Origin of the sequence: Trichocoleus sp. DQ-A2 (assembly GCF_039961915.1) — a bacterium.
Taxonomy (GTDB): Bacteria; Cyanobacteriota; Cyanobacteriia; order Cyanobacteriales; family FACHB-T130; genus FACHB-T130.
Map to the genome: position 1 here is coordinate 31,962 of NZ_JAMPKD010000037.1, position 19,078 is coordinate 51,039.

Below are 19,078 nucleotides of genomic sequence, written 5' to 3' on the forward strand. Positions count from 1 at the left end.
TAGAAAGGTAATTCTAAGTAATGTAGAGTTATCAAGCGAGTGGTCAATGGATACCGTCAAAATTCCTTCCGCTATTGTTGGCAGCAGCGCCACAGAAATTGCTCAAAAAATTGCGGCTGGAGAACTTTCTGCCAGCGAAGTCGTTGAGGCGCACATTCAACGCATTGAGGAGGTTAATCCTCGCTTAAATGCTGTAATTATCCCTCTATTTGACCAAGCGCGATCGCAAGCTAAAGCCGCCGATGAAGCTCGCTCTAGAGGAGAAACACTCGGACCCTTACACGGAGTACCCATCACCATCAAAGAGTCATTTGATGTAGCGGGGACTGTCTCCAACATGGGAATTTCTGCTCTCAGCCAAACGGCAAAGCAGGATGCGCCACTGGTCAAAAGACTGCAACAGGCAGGAGCGATTATTTTAGGCAAAACCAATGTCCCCCAGTTGCTAGCATCGAACGAATCGGATAACCCCATCTACGGTCGCACCGTGAATCCCTGGAATCCGGAACGCTCTCCAGGGGGAAGCAGTGGTGGTGAGGCGGCGATTATCGCGGCTTTGGGTTCGTGTTTTGGCTTGGGGAGTGATATTGGCGGCAGCGTTCGGATGCCTGCTCATGCCTGTGGGATTTCCAGCCTGAAACCCACATCGAATAGGTTATCGATGGTCGGTCACATACCCCTGTTACCCGGTCAAGAAGCGATACTGGCACAACCCGGCCCAATGGCACGGACTGTCGCTGACTTGAACCTGGCGATGAAAGTTCTGGCGGTACCGGGACAGGAAGCGTTTGACCCCAGTATTCCACCCGTACCTTGGCGCGAACCGTCTGATGTCAAAGTGGAGAATTTGCGAATCGCTTTTTTCACTGACAATGGCATCATTACTCCTTCCCCTGCCGTGCGACGTGCGGTGAGAGAAGCTGCTGTTTCGCTTGAAAAACGTGGTGCGATCGTCGAAGAGTGGACACCTCCAGACTTGCTTAAAGCTTTACAGTTATACCTCCAACTCTATGGTGCAGATGGCTTAGTAACCTCGAAAAGGCAGTTAGGTAACAGCAAACGGCATCCACAAATTAATCAGACCATTCAAACAGCTTCTCTGCCAAAACCTTTACTCAGAGTTATTGCCGCAATTTCTGGATTGATGGGTCAGTCGCTCATCGCTAAGCTTTTCCCTTATATGGGCGAAGTATCCGTCAGCGAATATTGGCAAACGATTGATGAACGTAACCGCTACCGTGCAGCTTTTATGGCAGCAATGGAAGCTAAACAATTGGATGCGATACTCTCTCCAGTTTGCGCTCTGCCAGCACTGACTCATGGCAGTAGTAATTATTTACTCCAAGATGCGACTTATACTATCCCGTACAATTTACTGGGTATGCCCGCAGGCGTGGTATCCGTCACGCGGGTGCGTCCGGGTGAAGAAAGCGATCGCTTACCTAGTACACAGTTAAGTGAGCAAACAGCTTCCAAAGTAGAACAAGGGAGTGTTGGATTACCTGTGGGTGTACAAGTTGCAGCGCGTCACTGGCGTGAAGATATTGTTTTAGCCGTGATGGCGGCAATAGAAGAACATTTCCAGTCGCAACCTGACTATCCGATTCATCCACCTGTTTAGGTTAGGCTGACATCTCCCTTGACCCCTATTTTCAAGAGAGATCGCAGTTATCGCTCTTGTGTCACTCCAGGAAAATAAAAATAGTAGCCAATGGATGATAGCCCTACTTAATGGACAATCTAGCGATCGCTTGCCTGATAGAAACTCATGTCATAGGCTCAAATGCTAAAACTAGCTTGCTGTAATGGTTTCAGCTTTCGCTCCGGTGAGAGTGATACAAGAGCGATATATCCTCGATCCTTAGATGAATATTAGAAAAAATACTAGCCTGTTGGCTGCGATACTAAGTTGTTGGAGCAAAGAAATCACTAGAGTCAGACAAGTCAATTTCAAGAAGCCTTGAGTGTTGTCAACAGACATTGATTATCTACCGAGAGATTAAAGACCGTTAAAGTGAAGGGTCAGCATTGGGTAATTGGCAAAATGTTTACGCTTCCCTGGGCAACTCGGCCAAGGCGATTGAGTACCATCAGCAGTCGTTGACCATCGCCCGTAAAGTTCATGACTGCCAAAAATGGAGACCCAAACATGATTAAACTCCCTGGAATTAAAGTTTTAGCCCAAATTTACGAAAGTGCCAATTCCCTGGTCTATCGAGGAATTAGAGAACAAGATAACCAACCGCTGATCCTGAAAGTCCTCAAAGAAGACTATCCTACCCCTGCCGAACTTGTCCGTTACCAGCAGGAATATGAAATTACTCGCAGCTTGGAGATAGGGGGAGTTGTTAAAGCTCACGAGCTACGAAGACATAACAACACACTGGTAATGCTATTAGAGGATTTCGGTGGAGAATCTTTAGAGAGACTACTCAAAAACCGATACTTTACCTTATTAGAATTTCTCCAAATTGCCATTCAGATCGCTGAAACTCTGGGAAGAATTCATCAGTCAAACATTATCCATAAAGATATTAACCTGTCCAATATTGTTTTAAACCCTCAAACCGGAGAATTAAAAATTATTGACTTTGGCTTGTCCACAGTCTTGTCCAGGGAAAACACTGCCTTAAAAAGCCCTAATGTTTTAGAAGGAACGTTAGCTTATATTTCTCCCGAACAAACAGGCAGGATGAATCGAGCAATCGATTACCGCACTGATTTTTACTCGCTCGGAGTTACCTTTTATAAAATATTGACAAACCAATTGCCTTTTGATGCTATCGATGCAATGGAGTTGGTTCATTGTCATATTGCTAAACAACCCATCCCACCCCATATAATTAATCCCGAAATTCCTCTGGTCGTTTCAGAACTCGTGATGAAACTCCTGGCGAAAACAGCCGAGGAACGATACCAAAATGCTCTAGGCATTAGAGATGATTTTGTGATATGTCTAAGGCAACTAGAAACAGATGGGAAAATTGAAGATTTTGTTTTAGGTGAACAGGATATTTCTAATAAATTTCAAATCCCGCAAAAGCTCTATGGTAGGTCAACTCAAATTGAAACGTTACTCGCAGCTTTTGAGCGAATCACTCATGGTACTAGCCAACTTATGCTCGTTGCTGGATATTCCGGGATTGGTAAATCAGTATTAGTTCAAGAAATCTATAAACCAATTACTGAACGACGCGGTTATTACATTTCTGGTAAATTTGACCAGTTCCAGCGAAATATTCCTTACAGTGCTATCGTCAGTGCATTTCGAGAATTAGTTCGACAACTGCTAACGGAAACGTCTGAACAACTGCACCTATGGCGTGACAAACTCGTATCAGCATTAGGAGTAAACGGACAAATTATTATTGATGTTATCCCCGAAATCGAACTGATTATTGGCAAGCAACCAGCCGTCCTAGAGCTAGCAGCAAGTGAATCCCAAAATCGGTTTAACTTAGTCTTTCAAAACTTCATTCACGTCTTTTGTCAACAACAGCATCCCTTAGTTATCTTTCTAGATGACTTACAGTGGGCAGATATCGCTACTCTGAAATTAATGCAGCTAATGATGACCGATGTAGATACTTCGTATCTACTGCTGATTGGGGCATATCGGGATAATGAAGTTAGTGCAGCCCATCCCTTAAAAATAACCTTATCAGACATTCAAAAATCTGGAGCAACTGTAAATTCTATCTTGCTCTCGCCGTTAGATTTAACTTGTATCAATCAATTAATTGCTGATACGCTTAAGTGCGACGCTGAAAGGGCAAAGCCATTAGCCGAATTAGTGCTTGCCAAAACTCAGGGTAATCCGTTTTTCCTAAAAGAGTTTCTCCAGTCGCTTTATACAGAAAACCTATTAGATTTCGATTTTATCAGTAGCAGTTGGCAGTGGAATTTAGATCAAATTCAAGCACGAGGTATTACTGATAATGTCGTTGAGTTGATGACTCAAAAAATTCAAAAACTACCAGAACTGACGCAAGAAGTATTAAAAACGGCTGCTTGTATCGGGAACCAGTTTGATTTAAAAACTCTCTCAAGTGTAGGTGAAAAGCCGCAAAAAGAAACGGCTTCCGAGCTCTGGTCAGCCGTGCGAGAAGGTCTAATTGTTCCAGTGGGAGATGATTACAAATTTCTGCAAACAGACCGAAATGGGGATGAATTCAAGGTAGCTTACAGGTTTGTCCACGATCGCATCCAACAAGCCGCCTATTCTCTCATTCCCTCACACCGCAAGCAAGCCAGCCATCTGCAAATCGGTCAGCTACTCCTGAATAATACCCCACTCCAGCAGCAAGAGGAAAAAATCTTTGACATTGTGAATCAATTGAATTTTGGCAGCAACCTGCTCGAAAACCAGCAAAAACGAGATGAATTGGCAAAGTTAAACCTAATAGCTGGCAAGAAAGCAAAAGCCTCAGCCGCTTATCAACCCGCTCTTACCTACCTAACAAACGGCTTAGATTTGTTGAACCCTCCTCAGTCCTCCCTTAGCAAGGGGAGCCAGTGCGTTGCGGGGGTCTCCCCCGTTGTAGCAACTGGCGTGGGAAGTGCAGGCGGGTCAAGTTGGCAGACGCAGTACGATACTACACTTGCTCTGTATGTAGAAGCCGCAGAAGCTGCCTATTTGTGCGGTCAATTCGATGAAATGGAGAGATTAGTTCCAGTCGTGCTGCAACAGGGCAAAGCACTACTGGATAAGGTGAAAGTTTATGAAGTTAAAATCTCTGCTTATCTAACGCAGAACAAGCCATTACAAGCAGTCGATACTGGACTAACAGTTCTGAAGCTGTTAGGAGTAAGTTTGCCTAACAAGCCCAGTAACTTAGATATCTTACTCGGTTTGATGGGGACAAAGTTAGCCTTGCTGGGGAAACGAATTGAGGACTTAATCGAATTACCGGAAATGACTGCTCCTGATAAGTTGGCAGCAATTCGTATTCTAGCGATTGTAAGTTCTGCTTCCTATATAGCGGCTCCTAATTTATTACCGCTGGTTATTTTTAAAGGTATCAATATATCGGTCAAATACGGTAATGCTTCCTTCTCAGCAGTGATGTATGCAGCTTATGGGTTGATTCTTTGCGGAGTATTAGGAGACATTGAATCCGGCTATAAATTTGGCAATCTAGCTTTAAGTCTATTAGAGCGGCTCAATGCTAGGAAAGTAAAAGCGAAAACAGTCGCTATTGTTAATTACTTTATCAGGCATTGGAAGGAGCATGGAAGGCAGACATTACAGCCTTTACTGCTCGCCTACTCGAGCGGACTAGAAACAGGAGATTTAGAATATGGGACATATTCCATATTGTGGAACTCCTACAATTCCTATTGCATGGGGCAAGAGTTAGCTGTTGTTGAGCGGGAGGCAGCCAAATACAGTGACACTATCCAAAAATTAAAGCAAGAGCGAAACTTTCATTACATTAATCTAAATCGGCAGATGGTTCTGAATCTGATGGGGCAATCGAAAAATCCCTGCCGTTTAATTGGTGATGTTTATGACGAATCAAAAAGACTGCCCCTTGATCTTGAGGCAAATGATCAAACCCTACTTTTTCATACATATCTTGAAAAACTGACACTCTGTTACCTATTTGGAGAGTATGAGGAAGCGTTAGACAATGCGGCACTAGCGGAAAAATATATAGATAGTGCAGCCGGGATGTTGACGACTACGTTATTTTACTTTTACGATTCGCTTGCAAGAGTGGCCGTGTCTTCTTCTCCCTCAAAATTTCAGCAAAAACGCCTTTCTCGAAAGGTACAATCTAACCAGAAAAAACTTAAAAAATGGGCGCATCATGCCCCAATGAATCATTTACATAAATTTTATCTTGTAGAAGCAGAACGGCACCGAGTTCAAGGGTCAGAAGTTGTGGCAATGGACTATTACAAAAAAGCTATTGCTCTTGCTAAAGAACATGAATACATCAATGAAGAAGCACTAGCGCACGAACTCGCCGCTAAGTTTTATCTCGCTTTAGATCAAGATAAAATCGCGCAAGTCTATATGCAAGATGCCCGTTATTGCTATCTCCGCTGGGGTGCAACAGCTAAAGTTAACGATTTAGATACGCGCTATCCTCACTTATTACAAAGAAAGCCCTCGAACAGGGGAACACTTAGCACTAAGCTATCTACGCCGCCTACCACAACAGGAAGTAGCACTTCCTCTGCACTGGATTTGATCGCAATCATGAAAGCTTCGCAAACTCTATCTGAAGAAATTCTGCTAGATAAATTACTGGCAAAATTGATGCGGATTATTATTGAGAATGCCGGAGCGCAAACGGGATTTTTGATTCTAGACAAGAAGGGAAAATTGCTGATTGAAGCTGAGGGTTCGGTGGATGAAGATAATGTGACTGTGTTGCAGTCAATCCCCATCCAGTCTGTAGGGGAACCTGGGGATAAACTTTTAATTTCTCATATAATTGTTAACTATGTGGCTCGCACGCAGGAAAGTGTAGTCTTGAACGATGCTGCTAATGACCCTAAATTTGCTCATTCCCCCTATATCAAAGTACATAAGCCTAAATCAATTTTGTGCTTCCCTCTCCAACATCAAGGTAAACTGGCAGGAATTCTCTATTTAGAAAATAATCTAACCACAGAGGCTTTTACTTCTGAGCGTGTAGAACTCTTAAATCTGCTTTCCTCTCAGGCAGCAATTTCCATTGAAAATGCCCGCCTCTACAATAATCTCACCGAACTCAACCAAGCTTTTGAGCGCTTTGTCCCCCGTCAATTCCTCCAATTCTTGAATAAAGAAAGTATTATTGATGTTAAAGTAGGCGACCAAGTTCAACAGGAGATGTCGGTACTCTTTTCCGATATTCGTGACTTCACAACTTTATCGGAAAGTATGAACCCTCAAGACAATTTTAAATTTATTAATTCCTATTTGTCTCACATGGAGCCAGCCATTATTGAAAACCAAGGATTTATTGATAAATATATTGGCGATGCAATTATGGCTCTATTTAGTGGCGAGGCAGATAATGCAGTGAAAGCAGGAATTGATATGCTGCGTCGTCTTACCGAATACAATCAACATCGCACCGCTTCTGGACACGTGCCGATTAAGATTGGCATTGGCATCAATACAGGTTCTTTAATACTCGGTACGGTTGGGGGAAAAAACCGGATGGATAGCACGGTGATCAGCGATGCAGTGAATTTAGCCTCGCGGATAGAAAGCTTGACTAAAAAATATGGGATTTCGCTGTTAATTAGTCACAAAACTTTCCAGTCTTTGCCAGATTCTAACCAGTATGCTATCCGTCTTATCGATCGCGTAAAAGTTAAGGGAAAATCAAAAGCGGTATCGATTTTTGAAGTTTTCGATGCCGATCCGCCTGAGACTTATGAGGGCAAGGTAGCCACGAGAACGCTATTTGAAGAAGCTTTGTTACTCTACCATTGGCAAAAGCTTAGAGATGCTGAACAATTATTTGCTGAGTGCCTGCGCCGCAATCCTACAGATAAAGCAGCTCAAATTTATCAACAGCGCTGCACTCAACCCGATTAGGACTAGGCAAAAATAGAAGGTTGGTGCAACCTGGGGCAACTCTGAGTTGGAATTATTGATATGTATAGGTTTCAGCCTTTGTCTCTTTACTGATGAATGATACCCGTTTTCACCGCTTGTTATCGCTCTTTTGTCACTTTCGCCTGAGCGAAAGCTGAACTCCTTACACCAAGCTAGGTTTAGCATTTGAGGCTATGACATGAGTTTCTATCAGGCAAGCGATCGCTAGATTGTCCATTGAGTAGGGCTTTCATCCATTGGCTACTATTTTTATTTTCCTGGAGTGACACAAGAGCGATATATTAGAGCGATCGCTCTGTTCGGTTTTGGTTATGGAGGATTGACGCTGAATCTTGCGATCGCAGTGGGCATTATTCACACCCTAGAAGAAATTGCGATGACGTTAATCCTTCCTCAGTGGACTTATGATGTATTGAGTATCATTCATGCACTCTCGACTGCACCAATGTTACTGAAGAGAAAGCGATGCTGTGAAAGCCGCCGCTAGTTGATAGCACCTTGTACTATAGTATCCGTGCTAAAAACATCCAGCCCATGATACTAGAGGTTGCCATCCTTGATGTTAAGCCCAGTATGGTTAATGAGTTTGAAACTGCTTTTAAAACAGCTTCAACCATCATTGCCTCCATGCCAGGGTACATCTCTCATGAACTCCAACGTTGCTTAGAAACCACGAACCGCTATATTCTACTTGTGCGCTGGCAGACGTTAGAAGACCACACGATTGGGTTTCGACAATCGCCAGAGTACCAACAGTGGCGTTCCTTGTTGCATCACTTCTATGACCCGTTCCCAACAGTGGAACACTATGAGGTCGTTGCTTTTCGCTAGCCATCTACCCGACGAATTGGAATTTGGATTTCACTGCGCTTGGCAGGTTCGGGGACATAGGGAGCATCGTAGAAGAAGCGGCGAGGTGAACCGACGACAGTCCACTCTGGGTGCTGCGCTAACCACTCCCGTAATCGCTCTATGTTCTTTTGGTAGCTTGAGTAATCGTAACTGCCTTTTAGCCCAAGGCTGACGACTGTCATGGGTGCAATATCTTCTACCTGAATGTTTTGTGCAATCTCAGAGGGGTAGATGTCAGTGCTGCGGTAGAGGAATGAAACAAGCGCTTCACCCCGTTCATTGGATGCGCCCATCTCACTGGCTTCTAGGGTGTTAACTGGATAACGGGTTTCTACCGGAGCCGTCATGGAGATATTGTTAGAGCTGATGTGGCGATAGAGAGGGTCAAAAGCTCTATTAGCTGCCATTGAGAGTTCTCCTGAATAGCGAACTGTGGCAGAACGGTATGCGGGATATTGTTTGACTTCAATTTGCCCTTCTGGTGTTGGAGGTGGAAATCCTTCTGGCAAGGGAGCGGCGGTAGCACTGTAGGCGAAAAATGCGATCGCAACTACTACCAGGATTCCTACGGGGAATAATATGTTCTCTAGCTTCACAGGGAACCTCAGAAATTCATCCTATTCTCAGTCTGGCAGTTTTTCATGCGAGCAGGGTTTCACCTTCCTTGCACAGCGCAATCATGCGATCGCAATTTCCCTCTCGACACAGTACCTATCTTACCTTTACCCATCAGCTCCGAACCTAAGGAATAGCGTGTCTATAACACGATTGCCTAAATCAATTAGCCTCAGCTATGCTAGCGTCAAGCATTTGCCACGTCATCTCCTGACCTGCCCGTAAAGGCACAAGTCCAGATTCAGTAAATGGCAATTCATCGGGAACGCGCCAGGTCGTTCTGCCCAAAGTAATCTGTTCGGTATTGCGCGGGAGTTGATAAAAATCTGGCCCATAGAAGCTAGCGAAAGCTTCAAGTTTATCGAGTGCATCAACGCTCTCAAAAGCTTCTGTGTATAACTCCATAGCATGCAGAGCCGAATAGCAACCCGCACACCCACAGGAACTTTCTTTGCCATTGCGGGGATGGGGGGCGCTATCGGTGCCAAGAAAAAACTTAGGATTACCAGAGGTTGCCGCTTGCAGAAGGGCCAGACGATGATCCTCACGTTTCAGAATTGGCAGGCAATAAAAATGGGGGCGAATGCCACCTTGAAATAGGATATTGCGGTTAAATAACAAATGTTGTGGGGTGATCGTTGCAGCGATGTTGTTCGCAGACAGGACATACTGCACAGCATCTGAGGTGGTAACGTGTTCAAGCACCACGCGCAGGTTGGAAAATCGCTGCTTGAGAGGGATCAAATGTCGCTCGATGAACACTTTCTCGCGATCGAACATATCAACATCTTGATCGGTTACTTCCCCGTGCAGGAGTAAAGGCATATCTACCTGCTGCATCGCTTCAAAGACGCGATCGCACTGACGAATATCCGTCACCCCGAAGTCTGAATTAGTCGTTGCACCCGCTGGGTAATATTTGACCGCTTTGACAAACTGGGATTCTTTAGCCCGGATAATTTCTTCGGGACTCGTGTTGCCGGTGAGGTAGAGCGTCATCAGTGGCTCAAACTGTTTGCCAGCCGGAATCGCCGCAAGGATGCGATCGCGATAGGCCGCAGCATCCGCTACCGAGCGTACTGGGGGCTTCAAGTTCGGCATGATGATAGCGCGGGCAAACTGACGCACCGTATGGGGCAGAACCGCTTTCAGCGCTGCACCGTCACGTAGATGCAGATGCCAGTCGTCAGGTCGGGTAATCGTAAGCTTTTGCATCACTCAATTATAAAACCGCGAGTGATTTAGCAAGGAAGACCAAGCTAACAACGCCCAGGCGCACTACCTACCAACAGATAATCGGTTTGATGCAGAGGTTACTTGCGGCAGGTGATGGGCACTGCTAGCCTACTTTTATACCCCGCGCTAGAGCAGTAAGCCTTTACCTTCCTTTCATAGCTATGAGCAACGACGCGATCGCACTTTATGAACCAATCAACCTTCTGAAGCAGGTTGACGAAGATATTTGGATCGTAGATGGTTCCATCGTGCAGATGGCAATGTATGGAGCAAAGATGCCCTTTCCAACCCGAATGACGATTGTGCGACTGAGCAATGGTGACCTATGGTGCCATTCACCAACAGAATTGACTCCAAAACTGAAAGCTCAAATTGACTCCCTCGGTTCACTGCGCCACCTCATTTCGCCCAACAAAATTCATTACGCCCATATCGGTGCTTGGACTAGCGCCTATCCAGAAGCTGTAGCATGGGCATCTCCAGGTGTTCGCGATCGTGCCGCGCAGCAGAAAATTGCAGTGGATTTTGATGCTGACTTGGAAGATGAACCACCACGTGAGTGGGTAGCAGACCTAGACCAATTAATCTTTCGTGGCGGTCGATTTATGGAAGAAGTCGTCTTTTTCCACCGTAAGAGCGCCACTCTCATCCTTGCCGATCTCATCGAAAACTTTGAACTAAATAAAGTGAGTCAGCAGTTGCATTGGCTACTTAAGTTAGGGGGTGTTGCCGATCCCGATGGAAAACTCCCATTGGATTTGCGAATGACATTTCTCGGGAAAAAGGAACAGGCACGTAGCTGCTTACAGCAAATACTTCAGTGGAACCCTGAAAAAGTTATCCTATCCCACGGTCGTTGGTATGAGAATAACGGTACTGCTGAGTTACGGCGTGCTTTTCGCTGGCTTGAATAACGTTTAGACGACACCAAGCTAACACTTTAATGAAGCGGATAGTGTAAAGGATCTCATGCTTAGTTTCACTGGTATCTACCGTCGCTCACTTTTGCCGTTAGCCAGCAAGCATTTAGGCCGTTATTAAACTAAATTGTCTAACTGAACGTATTGTAAAGGGCTAGGTTAAGCATTTCTAAAAGCATTTAATATCGCTTGCATTACTTTTCCTGAGCCTCTTGCTTAAAGCTTATTGTCTTTCAATTTATTGGGTTGCCTAAAACGATTTTTACCAGCAATACGCAGGAGCCGCAAGAATTTTGGACATTCAAAATGGTTAGGCGCAGTGCAAGCTGCCGCGTGGCGGAGACCATCGCGCATCGCAGTCAGTTCTTTAATTTTTTTGTCTAACTCATCTGCCTTCGCTAAGAGCAGCGTTCTATTGATTTCAGGGACTTCAGGCGTAAACATTTCACGAATCTCATCGAGTGAGAAACCGGCGCTACGCCCCAAGGAAATCAAAGCGAGCCGTTCTATGACACTGGCATCAAAGAGCCTCCGTAAGCCATTTCTGCCGTTCGACTGGATCAGTCCTTTTTCCTCATAAAATCGTAGCGTTGAGGTCGGTAATCCAGAAGCCTTTGAGACCTCAGTGATATCCATGATTTTCTTGGTGCAACGACTGCTTGACTTCAAGTCAACTTGAAGTTGTATCGTATATTCAAACACAAATAAGCACAAGGCTGACGGAATTCAGTTTGTGGCAAGTGATGGATACCTTGAGCAATGAAGGCGTTGATATGGAAGCAAGTTTTTGGCAGCAAAAATGGGAAGCGGGAGATATTGGTTTTCACCAAAGTGAGGCAAACCCATTCCTCGTCGAACATTTTGAAAAATTAAATGTGGCGAAGGGCGGTTGTGTATTTCTACCGTTGTGTGGCAAGACGCGCGATCTTGCATGGTTGCTTAATTGTGGTCATCGAGTGGTTGGTGCAGAGTTAAGCGAACTCGCAATTAACGAATTGTTTAACGACCTGGGAGTCAAGCCAAAAATCTCCAGAGTTGGTAAATTAACCCACTACTCCGCCAAGGATATCGACATCTTTGTTGGCGATATTTTTGATGTGTCTGCTGAAGTTCTTGGGCCGGTTGACGCGCTATATGACCGCGCAGCGTTGGTTGCAATGCCTGAAAATAGGCGTCATCAATATACGTCACACTTGATGGAAATCACCCACGCGGCACCGCAGTTGCTGATTTCTTACGAATACAATCAACAACTCATGGATGGCCCTCCGTTCTCAGTCGGTGAAGCAGAAGTAAAACACCATTATGCGTCTGCTTATCAATTGAACTCTGTTGAAAGCAGGGAAATCACTGGTGGATTAAAGGGAAAAGTTGCAGCAATTGAGAGGATTTGGTTGCTCAAAAGATTCTAAAAAGTTAGGTTGATATGCTGAGTATTGAATGGATGTTGTTGTACATCTTGTTGGGTTTCTTTGTCGGTTTTATGGCAGGCTTACTGGGGGTTGGTGGCGGTGGAATACTCGTTCCCCTGCTAGTATCCATTTTTAGTAACCAGGGTATCAGTGCAGATAACGTCGTTCATTTGGCGTTAGGAACAACATTGGCTTGCACGATCATTTCTTCAATCGCAAGTATTCGCGCCCATGCTGCTCAGGGAACTGTATTGTGGAAGGTGGTTTACGGGATGGCACCCGGCATTGTGGTGGGTGCCTTTCTGATTACCCGCATCGCCGCCAAGGTCAACTCAGCTTACATCGCTATATTCTTTGCGCTGTTTATGGCTCTGGTCGCGGGTCAGATGTTTCTAAATTGGCGACCAAAAGCTAGCCGAAAGCCAGCTAAGTTACGTGGCTTATTGCTAGCGGGAACAGGCATTGGATCGGTATCCGCTCTTGCTGCGGTGGGGGGTGGTTTTTTAACAATCACTTACCTCATCTACCAGAATATGGAGATGAAAAAGGCGATTGGTACTTCATCTGCAATTGGATTTCCCATTGCGATCGCAGGTACTGTTGGCTACATGATGAGTGGCTGGTCTCAAACGTTGAGCCTTCCCTATACGATTGGCTTTATCTATGTGCCAGCATTTTTGGTAATCGCGATCGCAAGTTCGATTGCAGCTCCCTATGGTGCTTGCTACTCTCATCGTTTACCTGAGACTCATTTGAAGAAGATATTCGCCGTTCTCTCGCTCATTCTGAGTATCAAGATGCTTTTCTCAGTTGTTTAGTGTTGACCTAAAAGTGTGTTCCTAATTAGTGGGCAGATGCTGTGACCGCCAGTAGGATGGGGACAGAGTGACCTGTTCATCGCTCCACCTAGCTCTAGACGCTGATGCATACCTACACGCTGTCGGGCACTGATTTGAGAGTTTCACGAGTTGCCTATGGCTGCATGAATATTGGCGGCACTTGGGATGATACACCGCTTTCTACAGATGTGCGGGAAAGTGCATATCGGGTCATTAAGGCAGCTCTAGAAACGGACATTACCCTGTTTGACCATGCAGATATTTACACGCGGGGCAAGTCAGAGCAGGTGTTTGGTGATGTGCTCAAAGCCTCACCAGGTTTGCGTGAGCAAATTGTGCTTCAGTCGAAGTGCGGTATTCGTTTCGCGGGAGATCCTCAGCCAAGCGACCCCCAGCGCTACGACTTTAGCTATGAGCACATCGTCGCGTCAGTGGAAGGCAGTTTGCAAAGACTGCAAACCGACTACCTCGATATTCTGCTGCTGCATCGCCCTGATCCGCTGGTAGAAACCGAGGAAGTCGCGCGAGCCTTTGATGCGTTGCAGACATCGGGCAAGGTGCGCCACTTCGGGGTCAGTAATCATACAGCGGGGCAGATTGAGCTATTGCAAAAGAGCGTGGGGCAACCGCTGCTGATCAATCAGGTGGAGCTAAGCTTGCTGCACTCGTATTTGATTGATGAGGGCATTGTTGCAAACATGTCTGGCATCAGCTCGGCCTTGGCAACCGGAACGCTGGACTACTGCCGCAACCACAATATCTTGATACAGGCCTGGGCACCGCTGGCAGGTGGCAAGCTTTTCAAACCCAACGCAGAAGCCGATCCAGCGTTGAGCAAGACGGCTCAGCTCGTGAGTCAGTTGGCTGAAGCAAAGCAGACAAGTCGTGAGGCCATTGTTCTCGCTTGGCTGTTGCGCCATCCTGCGGGCATTCAACCGATTGTGGGGTCAACTAAGCCAGAACGGATTGCAGCGTGTGCTTTAGCCGATGAAGTCGCTTTGACGCGGGAAGAGTGGTACTCGTTGTTTACAGCAGCTAGGGGTGGGCAGGTTCCTTAAACAGGGGTGGAGCCGATGCTCTCGGCGGGAATTGCGATCGCACGCTGAGCAGCGGAGCACTCCTTATGCTGCATGTCCGCCCTCTATTATGCAATGCCTATCTTCGCGACGACGGCGAGGCATAGGCGACCTTCTAATATTTGAGTTAATTTTGACCGCTTCACAAAATAATTTACAGTCTCAGGTGCCGCTTACTCAGTATTAGCACAACTCTCAGTATTATTTCAAATTGTAAGGATTTTTACTAAGTTTAGATAGTTTTTGGGCAGCTTAATTAAGCTGAAACATAACTGTTAACTTAAAACTATAAATGTTTGACTTTCATTCTCCTACAAAACAAGGCTCTCAGAGTCAAAAATCCTTATCTTCTCAAGCTAAAACGAAAAAATCACTTGCTCGTCGAACACTTATTCAAATTGCGTTTAGTGTTACGGCTGTTATTGTTGGCTCAACAGCGATTAGCTACTTTCAGATTGTTTCTACTCTCAAGTCGCAGACGTTAGACCAACTCAAGAGTCATGTAATAGAGCGAGGTCAACGAGAACAAAGTATCTTTTTAATGGCAGAAGATAACCATGCCATCTTTAAGGAGGAGTGGCTACGACGCTTGGAAAATACTGATAGCGAAGGCGTGAAAGCTCGCTTCGATCAGCTATTTGTGCGTTTTCCCGATGGGGCAACCCGCAATCGCCCCAACTTGTTCGATGGCAAACGGCAAGCAGGCGTGTTCATTGATAAGCCAGTTCTAATCAATGATGACATTCGCCGTCGCGTAGTAACGTCCTACGATTTAATCAATGCCTATGGTCCACCCTGGCATAATCGCTTTCCGGATCTCTACCTGAATATGCCAGAGAATATTGCTGTTATTTACTGGCCTGATTATCCAACATGGGCACAGGATGCCCCCGTTGGCTTTGACTTATCTAAGGAAGAATATGTGTGGGTTGGTGACCAGAAGCACAATCCAGCCAGAGAAACGGTTTGGTCGGGGGCTCAAATCGATGGGGTTGCTAAAATCTGGATTCTTTCTTGTGTAACGCCTATCTACTCTAATGACAGAATCATCGGTACTCTTGGACAGGATGTATTACTGAATGATTTATTTAAGCGAACGATCGAGGAGCACATTGAAGGCGGTTATAACCTAATTTTTCGAAAAGATGGTCGCCTGATTGCTCATCCGCAATTGATGGAGCAAATTCAGCAACAAAAAGGTGAGTTTAAAATTCTTGAATCAGGAGACACTCAGCTAAAACGTATTTTTGAGGCGGTCACAAATAAAGCAACCGATCAAGTCGTCATCGATAATCCGAACGAGAGCAATTACTTAGCTGTCACTACGCTACAGGGACCTGATTGGTACTTTGTTACCGTTTTACCCAAAGCAATTTTGGCTGAAAAAGCGATCTCGCTAGCTCGCTTTACGTTGTTTCTAGGCTTTGGCTCCCTCATGATTGTTGTAGCAATTGTGTTTTGGGTTTTACGTCGGCGCATTGCAACTCCTTTAGAAGAAATCACTGTTGCAACGAATCGAATTGCCAATGGAGAGTTTCAGGTGGTTCTTGATGACAGCAGCCAAGATGAGTTAGGTCGGTTAGCACAGGCATTCAACACAATGATCCGAGAGGTCGCCGCTAAAACGACAGAATTGGAGGCTAAAACGACAGAATTGGAGGCTAAAACGACAGAATTACAGAGAAACCTGGAGCAGCAGGCTATTTCGGTCAATCAGACGACTGCCACAATGGATGAGTTAAATACCTCTTCTCGGCAAGCGGCTGAACAAGCTGAAGCGGCTGCAACTGGAGCGCGCCAAGTTCTCATATTGATTGATGATAGTGAGCAAAAAAACGGTTCTGGAACTGCTTCTAGCTTAAAAGCGAAGGTCGAACAAATTGGAGAACAAATCTTACACTTTAGAGATCAAACGACTCAAATCAATGCGATTTCTAACTTAGTTAGTGATTTAGCTAACCAAACGAACATGTTGGCACTCAATGCGGCGGTCGAAGCAGTTCGGGCAGGCGAAAACGGTAGGGGCTTTGCTGTTGTGGCTGCTGAGATTCGAAAACTAGCGGATAGAAGCCGTAAATCGGCTGAACAGATTAGTGAACTGGTAGCCAGTATTCAAAAAGCGACGAAAGCTACTGTGGCAGTATCCGATGAAGGCCGTAAAACCGTGGAAGAGATCGTAGATGCAGTCAATACGATTACAGTGAATAGTCAGCAAATCTCTCTAACGGCTAAACAACAGTCGAGCGGAATTCAGCAAGTTGTCAGTGCGATGAATGCTTTGAGTCAAGCTGCAAACCGTGGATAGTCCCAATTAATCCCAATGGAGTGAGTATTTCCAGGCCAGTATTGAATCTGGTGAAGCTTTAGGGAGAACTCCGATTGGAGAAGTTACTGTGGCGTATTTGGAGGTGAATAGCCCTGCTCAAGTAGTAGCACGACAACTATGGATTCGTTTGGGTTTGTTCCATAACTACGCGGTACAACAACGCCCATGCACCCGCCGAACATCAAAATTGATTAGTTGGAATCACAAAGTTATCTGTATCGGCTCAACTGTACCGTTATGCTGCTGAGTCTTCGGTAAAGAGGCAACCAAAGGGCTATCTGTCGATGTTCAGGATTGAATTATTTTGAGGTTTCGGTAGGGCGGCAGGTGAAGGGTATCTGCGGAGCGGTTTAGGCTTTATTGTGGTGCTCAGACCCTTTACCAACTTGATAGGAGGACATCAACGTGACTGATGAACAACATTCCCTGCTGAAAGCATCAGACATCAATTCAATGGATGCGTTTGAGTTTCATCATCCGCTTAACCCCAATTCAGAAATTTATTTACGCTTCCTTGGGCGTGCTGTTGGTCTTAAACGCATTGGTGTAACGATTGCTCGTGTACCATCAGGCAAGGAATCCTTCATTTTCCACGCTCACCAAAATGAAGAAGAATGGGTTTAAATTTTGTCGGGTCGAGGTATTGCGGAAATTGGAGATGTGGAGTACGAAGTCGAACCAGGAGACTTCATGGGCTTTGGGCTACCTCAACAACCCCATCATCTTCGTAATCCATTCGATGAAGACCTTGTATATCTGATAGGTGGAGAAGCAGGACGCTTAGATGTTGGCGTTTTTCCTCGGCTTGGTAAACGAGTGATTAGGGATGGTGAGTCAGCTTACATCGTTGATGAGTCAGCGCTTCAACTTTTTTGGAGCAGCAAGCAATCTACTGAGGATTGATATCTGTTGGAGCGATCGCGGCATAACAACCCTAGTGCAGCGGCCACTTGTGGAGTTAAATAAAGTGTTGGCAACCGCTGACCAAGAGCGTTAGGCTGAAATTTGTTCTAAGTACAGCTAGGGTTCATAGAAAAGACTTGAGGGATCACAAAATGCAAAGCCAGAATATAGATTTAATCCGAACCCTCTTTCAAAGCCGCTTAGCGACTCTTGAGCATCTCTTGAAGTCAGCTCAGACTCATTTTTGTGATGACGAGTCGTTCCTTCAAAAGCGCATTGCAGCTGATATGTTTCCCTTCGGTACACAGATTGCTTTCACCTGCAATCAACCACGCAACTTTGCTCTGTGGTGTGATGGCAAACCTGCGAATAATCTAAAGCCAGACGTCATAGCTCTCACACAGGCATACGAACACATAGCAAACACTAAGGAACTTCTTTTGGGTGTTAACGCTGAAGATGCAAAGCTAGCTGAGGTGACGCGCATTGACTTGGGTCAGAGCCTCTACGTCGAGTTATCTGGTAATGCCTATGTGAATGAATTCCTAATTCCAAACTTTTACTTCCATATGGTCACGGCTTACGATATTCTTCGCATGGCTGGTGTACCAATTGGAAAACGAGATTACATGATGCACTTGGTGCCATTAATCAGAAAGGATGAAGCTTAACTATTCAAATGCAGCGAACGGTCAAGAGTCACTCGCTCTAAATTCGGGATTATTGCCACAGCGTAAACTAGTGCCATAAAGCAACTTAATTGAAAGTTAATATGCACCGGATAACTTTTGAATAATTGCTAAAACTTCATCTTTTATCAAAACGATTGGTAAATAGTTAGATTTCTTTGCACGAGCTGCATTAACTTTCAAATCTAAATCTTGTTTTAATACCTTTTTGTAGAGAAACAAAACAGCATGAAATGCTTGATTTGGCGTTGATGCAGCCACATTTTTATTGACAGCAAGATGTGTTAAAAATTCTTCAATTTCCTTACTTCCCATATCTTTGGGATGGCGCTTATTATGAAAAAGGATATAGCGTCTAATCCAATAGATATAGGTTTTCTCTGCTTGATAAGAATAGTGCTTAAGCCTAATAACATCTTGCACTGTTCGAGGAGTTTCTTTGAACGTTGTTCCATTGGAAGTTGTGCAGAAAATTCCGTGTAATATCCTAAATAAGGATGTTATACGGAAAGTTTCTATATAACATCAATAGATAAGTGCTTATGTAAAATAAATTACACATAATAAAAAGTAGAATAAGCTAAAACAAAAGTCAAGAAAACAAGAGACTTATGAGATTTATTAGAGATTTAAGCCGAGAAACTCA

General features: G+C 45.0%; 15 protein-coding genes and 1 pseudogene. 11 read left to right on the plus strand and 5 right to left on the minus strand.

Annotated features, from left to right (window positions below):
* Positions 1-46: 46 nt before the first annotated feature.
* The gene (locus tag NC997_RS25380; RefSeq protein WP_190524807.1) at positions 47-1,621 is read left to right on the plus strand and encodes an amidase; all 1,575 of its coding nucleotides are present in this window, start codon (positions 47-49) and stop codon (positions 1,619-1,621) included.
* A gap of 401 nt (positions 1,622-2,022) precedes the next feature.
* Here the strand turns inward: NC997_RS25380 and NC997_RS25385 are convergent, their stop codons facing one another.
* A complete protein-coding gene (locus tag NC997_RS25385) occupies positions 2,023-2,151 on the minus strand; it encodes a hypothetical protein (protein WP_277881785.1) in 129 nt (42 codons plus the stop codon).
* Between NC997_RS25385 and NC997_RS25390 the strand changes: the two genes are divergently transcribed.
* The 3 genes from NC997_RS25390 to NC997_RS25400 all read left to right on the plus strand — a co-directional run bounded on the left by NC997_RS25390 (position 2,150) and on the right by NC997_RS25400 (position 8,395).
* Positions 2,150-7,543 (plus strand): AAA family ATPase, encoded by a 5,394-nt coding sequence (locus NC997_RS25390; RefSeq protein WP_190524808.1) that lies wholly within the window; start codon positions 2,150-2,152, stop codon positions 7,541-7,543. The two genes, NC997_RS25385 and NC997_RS25390, sit on opposite strands and share 2 nt — an antisense overlap.
* A 283-nt stretch (positions 7,544-7,826) precedes the next feature.
* Positions 7,827-8,051: a hypothetical protein gene (locus NC997_RS25395; RefSeq protein ID WP_190524809.1), complete on the plus strand. Its 225-nt coding sequence runs from the start codon at positions 7,827-7,829 to the stop codon at positions 8,049-8,051.
* Positions 8,052-8,098: 47 nt separating this feature from the next.
* On the plus strand, positions 8,099-8,395 hold the full coding sequence (locus tag NC997_RS25400) for an antibiotic biosynthesis monooxygenase (RefSeq protein WP_190412859.1): 297 nt from the start codon (positions 8,099-8,101) through the stop codon (positions 8,393-8,395).
* Here the strand turns inward: NC997_RS25400 and NC997_RS25405 are convergent.
* Together NC997_RS25405 and pyrC are read right to left on the minus strand one after the other, a co-directional pair.
* The gene (locus NC997_RS25405; RefSeq protein ID WP_190524811.1) at positions 8,392-9,012 is read right to left on the minus strand and encodes a heme-binding protein; all 621 of its coding nucleotides are present in this window, start codon (positions 9,010-9,012) and stop codon (positions 8,392-8,394) included. The two genes, NC997_RS25400 and NC997_RS25405, sit on opposite strands and share 4 nt — an antisense overlap.
* Before the next feature lie 181 nt (positions 9,013-9,193).
* Positions 9,194-10,246, minus strand: coding sequence for a dihydroorotase (gene pyrC, locus NC997_RS25410; RefSeq protein WP_190524812.1), 1,053 nt, complete (start codon positions 10,244-10,246; stop codon positions 9,194-9,196).
* Positions 10,247-10,428: 182 nt separating this feature from the next.
* Between pyrC and NC997_RS25415 the strand changes: the two genes are divergently transcribed.
* Positions 10,429-11,181, plus strand: coding sequence for a DUF4336 domain-containing protein (locus tag NC997_RS25415; protein ID WP_190524814.1), 753 nt, complete (start codon positions 10,429-10,431; stop codon positions 11,179-11,181).
* 222 nt (positions 11,182-11,403) lie between these two features.
* Here NC997_RS25415 and NC997_RS25420 read toward each other — a convergent pair whose 3' ends face one another.
* Entirely contained in the window at positions 11,404-11,823 is a 420-nt protein-coding gene (locus NC997_RS25420) for a helix-turn-helix domain-containing protein (protein ID WP_190524816.1), read from the minus strand.
* 137 nt (positions 11,824-11,960) lie between these two features.
* Between NC997_RS25420 and tmpT the strand changes: the two genes are divergently transcribed.
* The 6 genes and pseudogenes from tmpT to NC997_RS25450 all read left to right on the plus strand — a co-directional run bounded on the left by tmpT (position 11,961) and on the right by NC997_RS25450 (position 18,414).
* Positions 11,961-12,599: a thiopurine S-methyltransferase gene (gene tmpT / locus NC997_RS25425; RefSeq protein WP_190524825.1), complete on the plus strand. Its 639-nt coding sequence runs from the start codon at positions 11,961-11,963 to the stop codon at positions 12,597-12,599.
* Positions 12,600-12,613: 14 nt separating this feature from the next.
* Positions 12,614-13,417 carry a sulfite exporter TauE/SafE family protein gene (locus tag NC997_RS25430; protein WP_190524818.1) on the plus strand — a complete coding sequence of 268 codons (804 nt, stop codon included), beginning with the start codon at positions 12,614-12,616 and terminating at the stop codon, positions 13,415-13,417.
* A gap of 104 nt (positions 13,418-13,521) precedes the next feature.
* Complete coding sequence (locus tag NC997_RS25435) at positions 13,522-14,496, plus strand: aldo/keto reductase (RefSeq protein ID WP_190524820.1); 975 nt, start codon at positions 13,522-13,524, stop codon at positions 14,494-14,496.
* 310 nt (positions 14,497-14,806) lie between these two features.
* A complete protein-coding gene (locus NC997_RS25440) occupies positions 14,807-16,819 on the plus strand; it encodes a methyl-accepting chemotaxis protein (protein ID WP_190434248.1) in 2,013 nt (670 codons plus the stop codon).
* A 426-nt stretch (positions 16,820-17,245) separates the two neighbouring features.
* Positions 17,246-17,743: pseudogene (locus NC997_RS25445) on the plus strand (cupin domain-containing protein).
* 152 nt (positions 17,744-17,895) lie between these two features.
* Positions 17,896-18,414 carry a DUF1993 domain-containing protein gene (locus tag NC997_RS25450; protein ID WP_190524822.1) on the plus strand — a complete coding sequence of 173 codons (519 nt, stop codon included), beginning with the start codon at positions 17,896-17,898 and terminating at the stop codon, positions 18,412-18,414.
* 96 nt (positions 18,415-18,510) lie between these two features.
* On the opposite strand, the gene NC997_RS25455 is transcribed toward NC997_RS25450, so the two are convergent.
* Positions 18,511-18,855: a phage integrase N-terminal SAM-like domain-containing protein gene (locus NC997_RS25455; RefSeq protein WP_347276042.1), complete on the minus strand. Its 345-nt coding sequence runs from the start codon at positions 18,853-18,855 to the stop codon at positions 18,511-18,513.
* Positions 18,856-19,078: the final 223 nt, after the last annotated feature.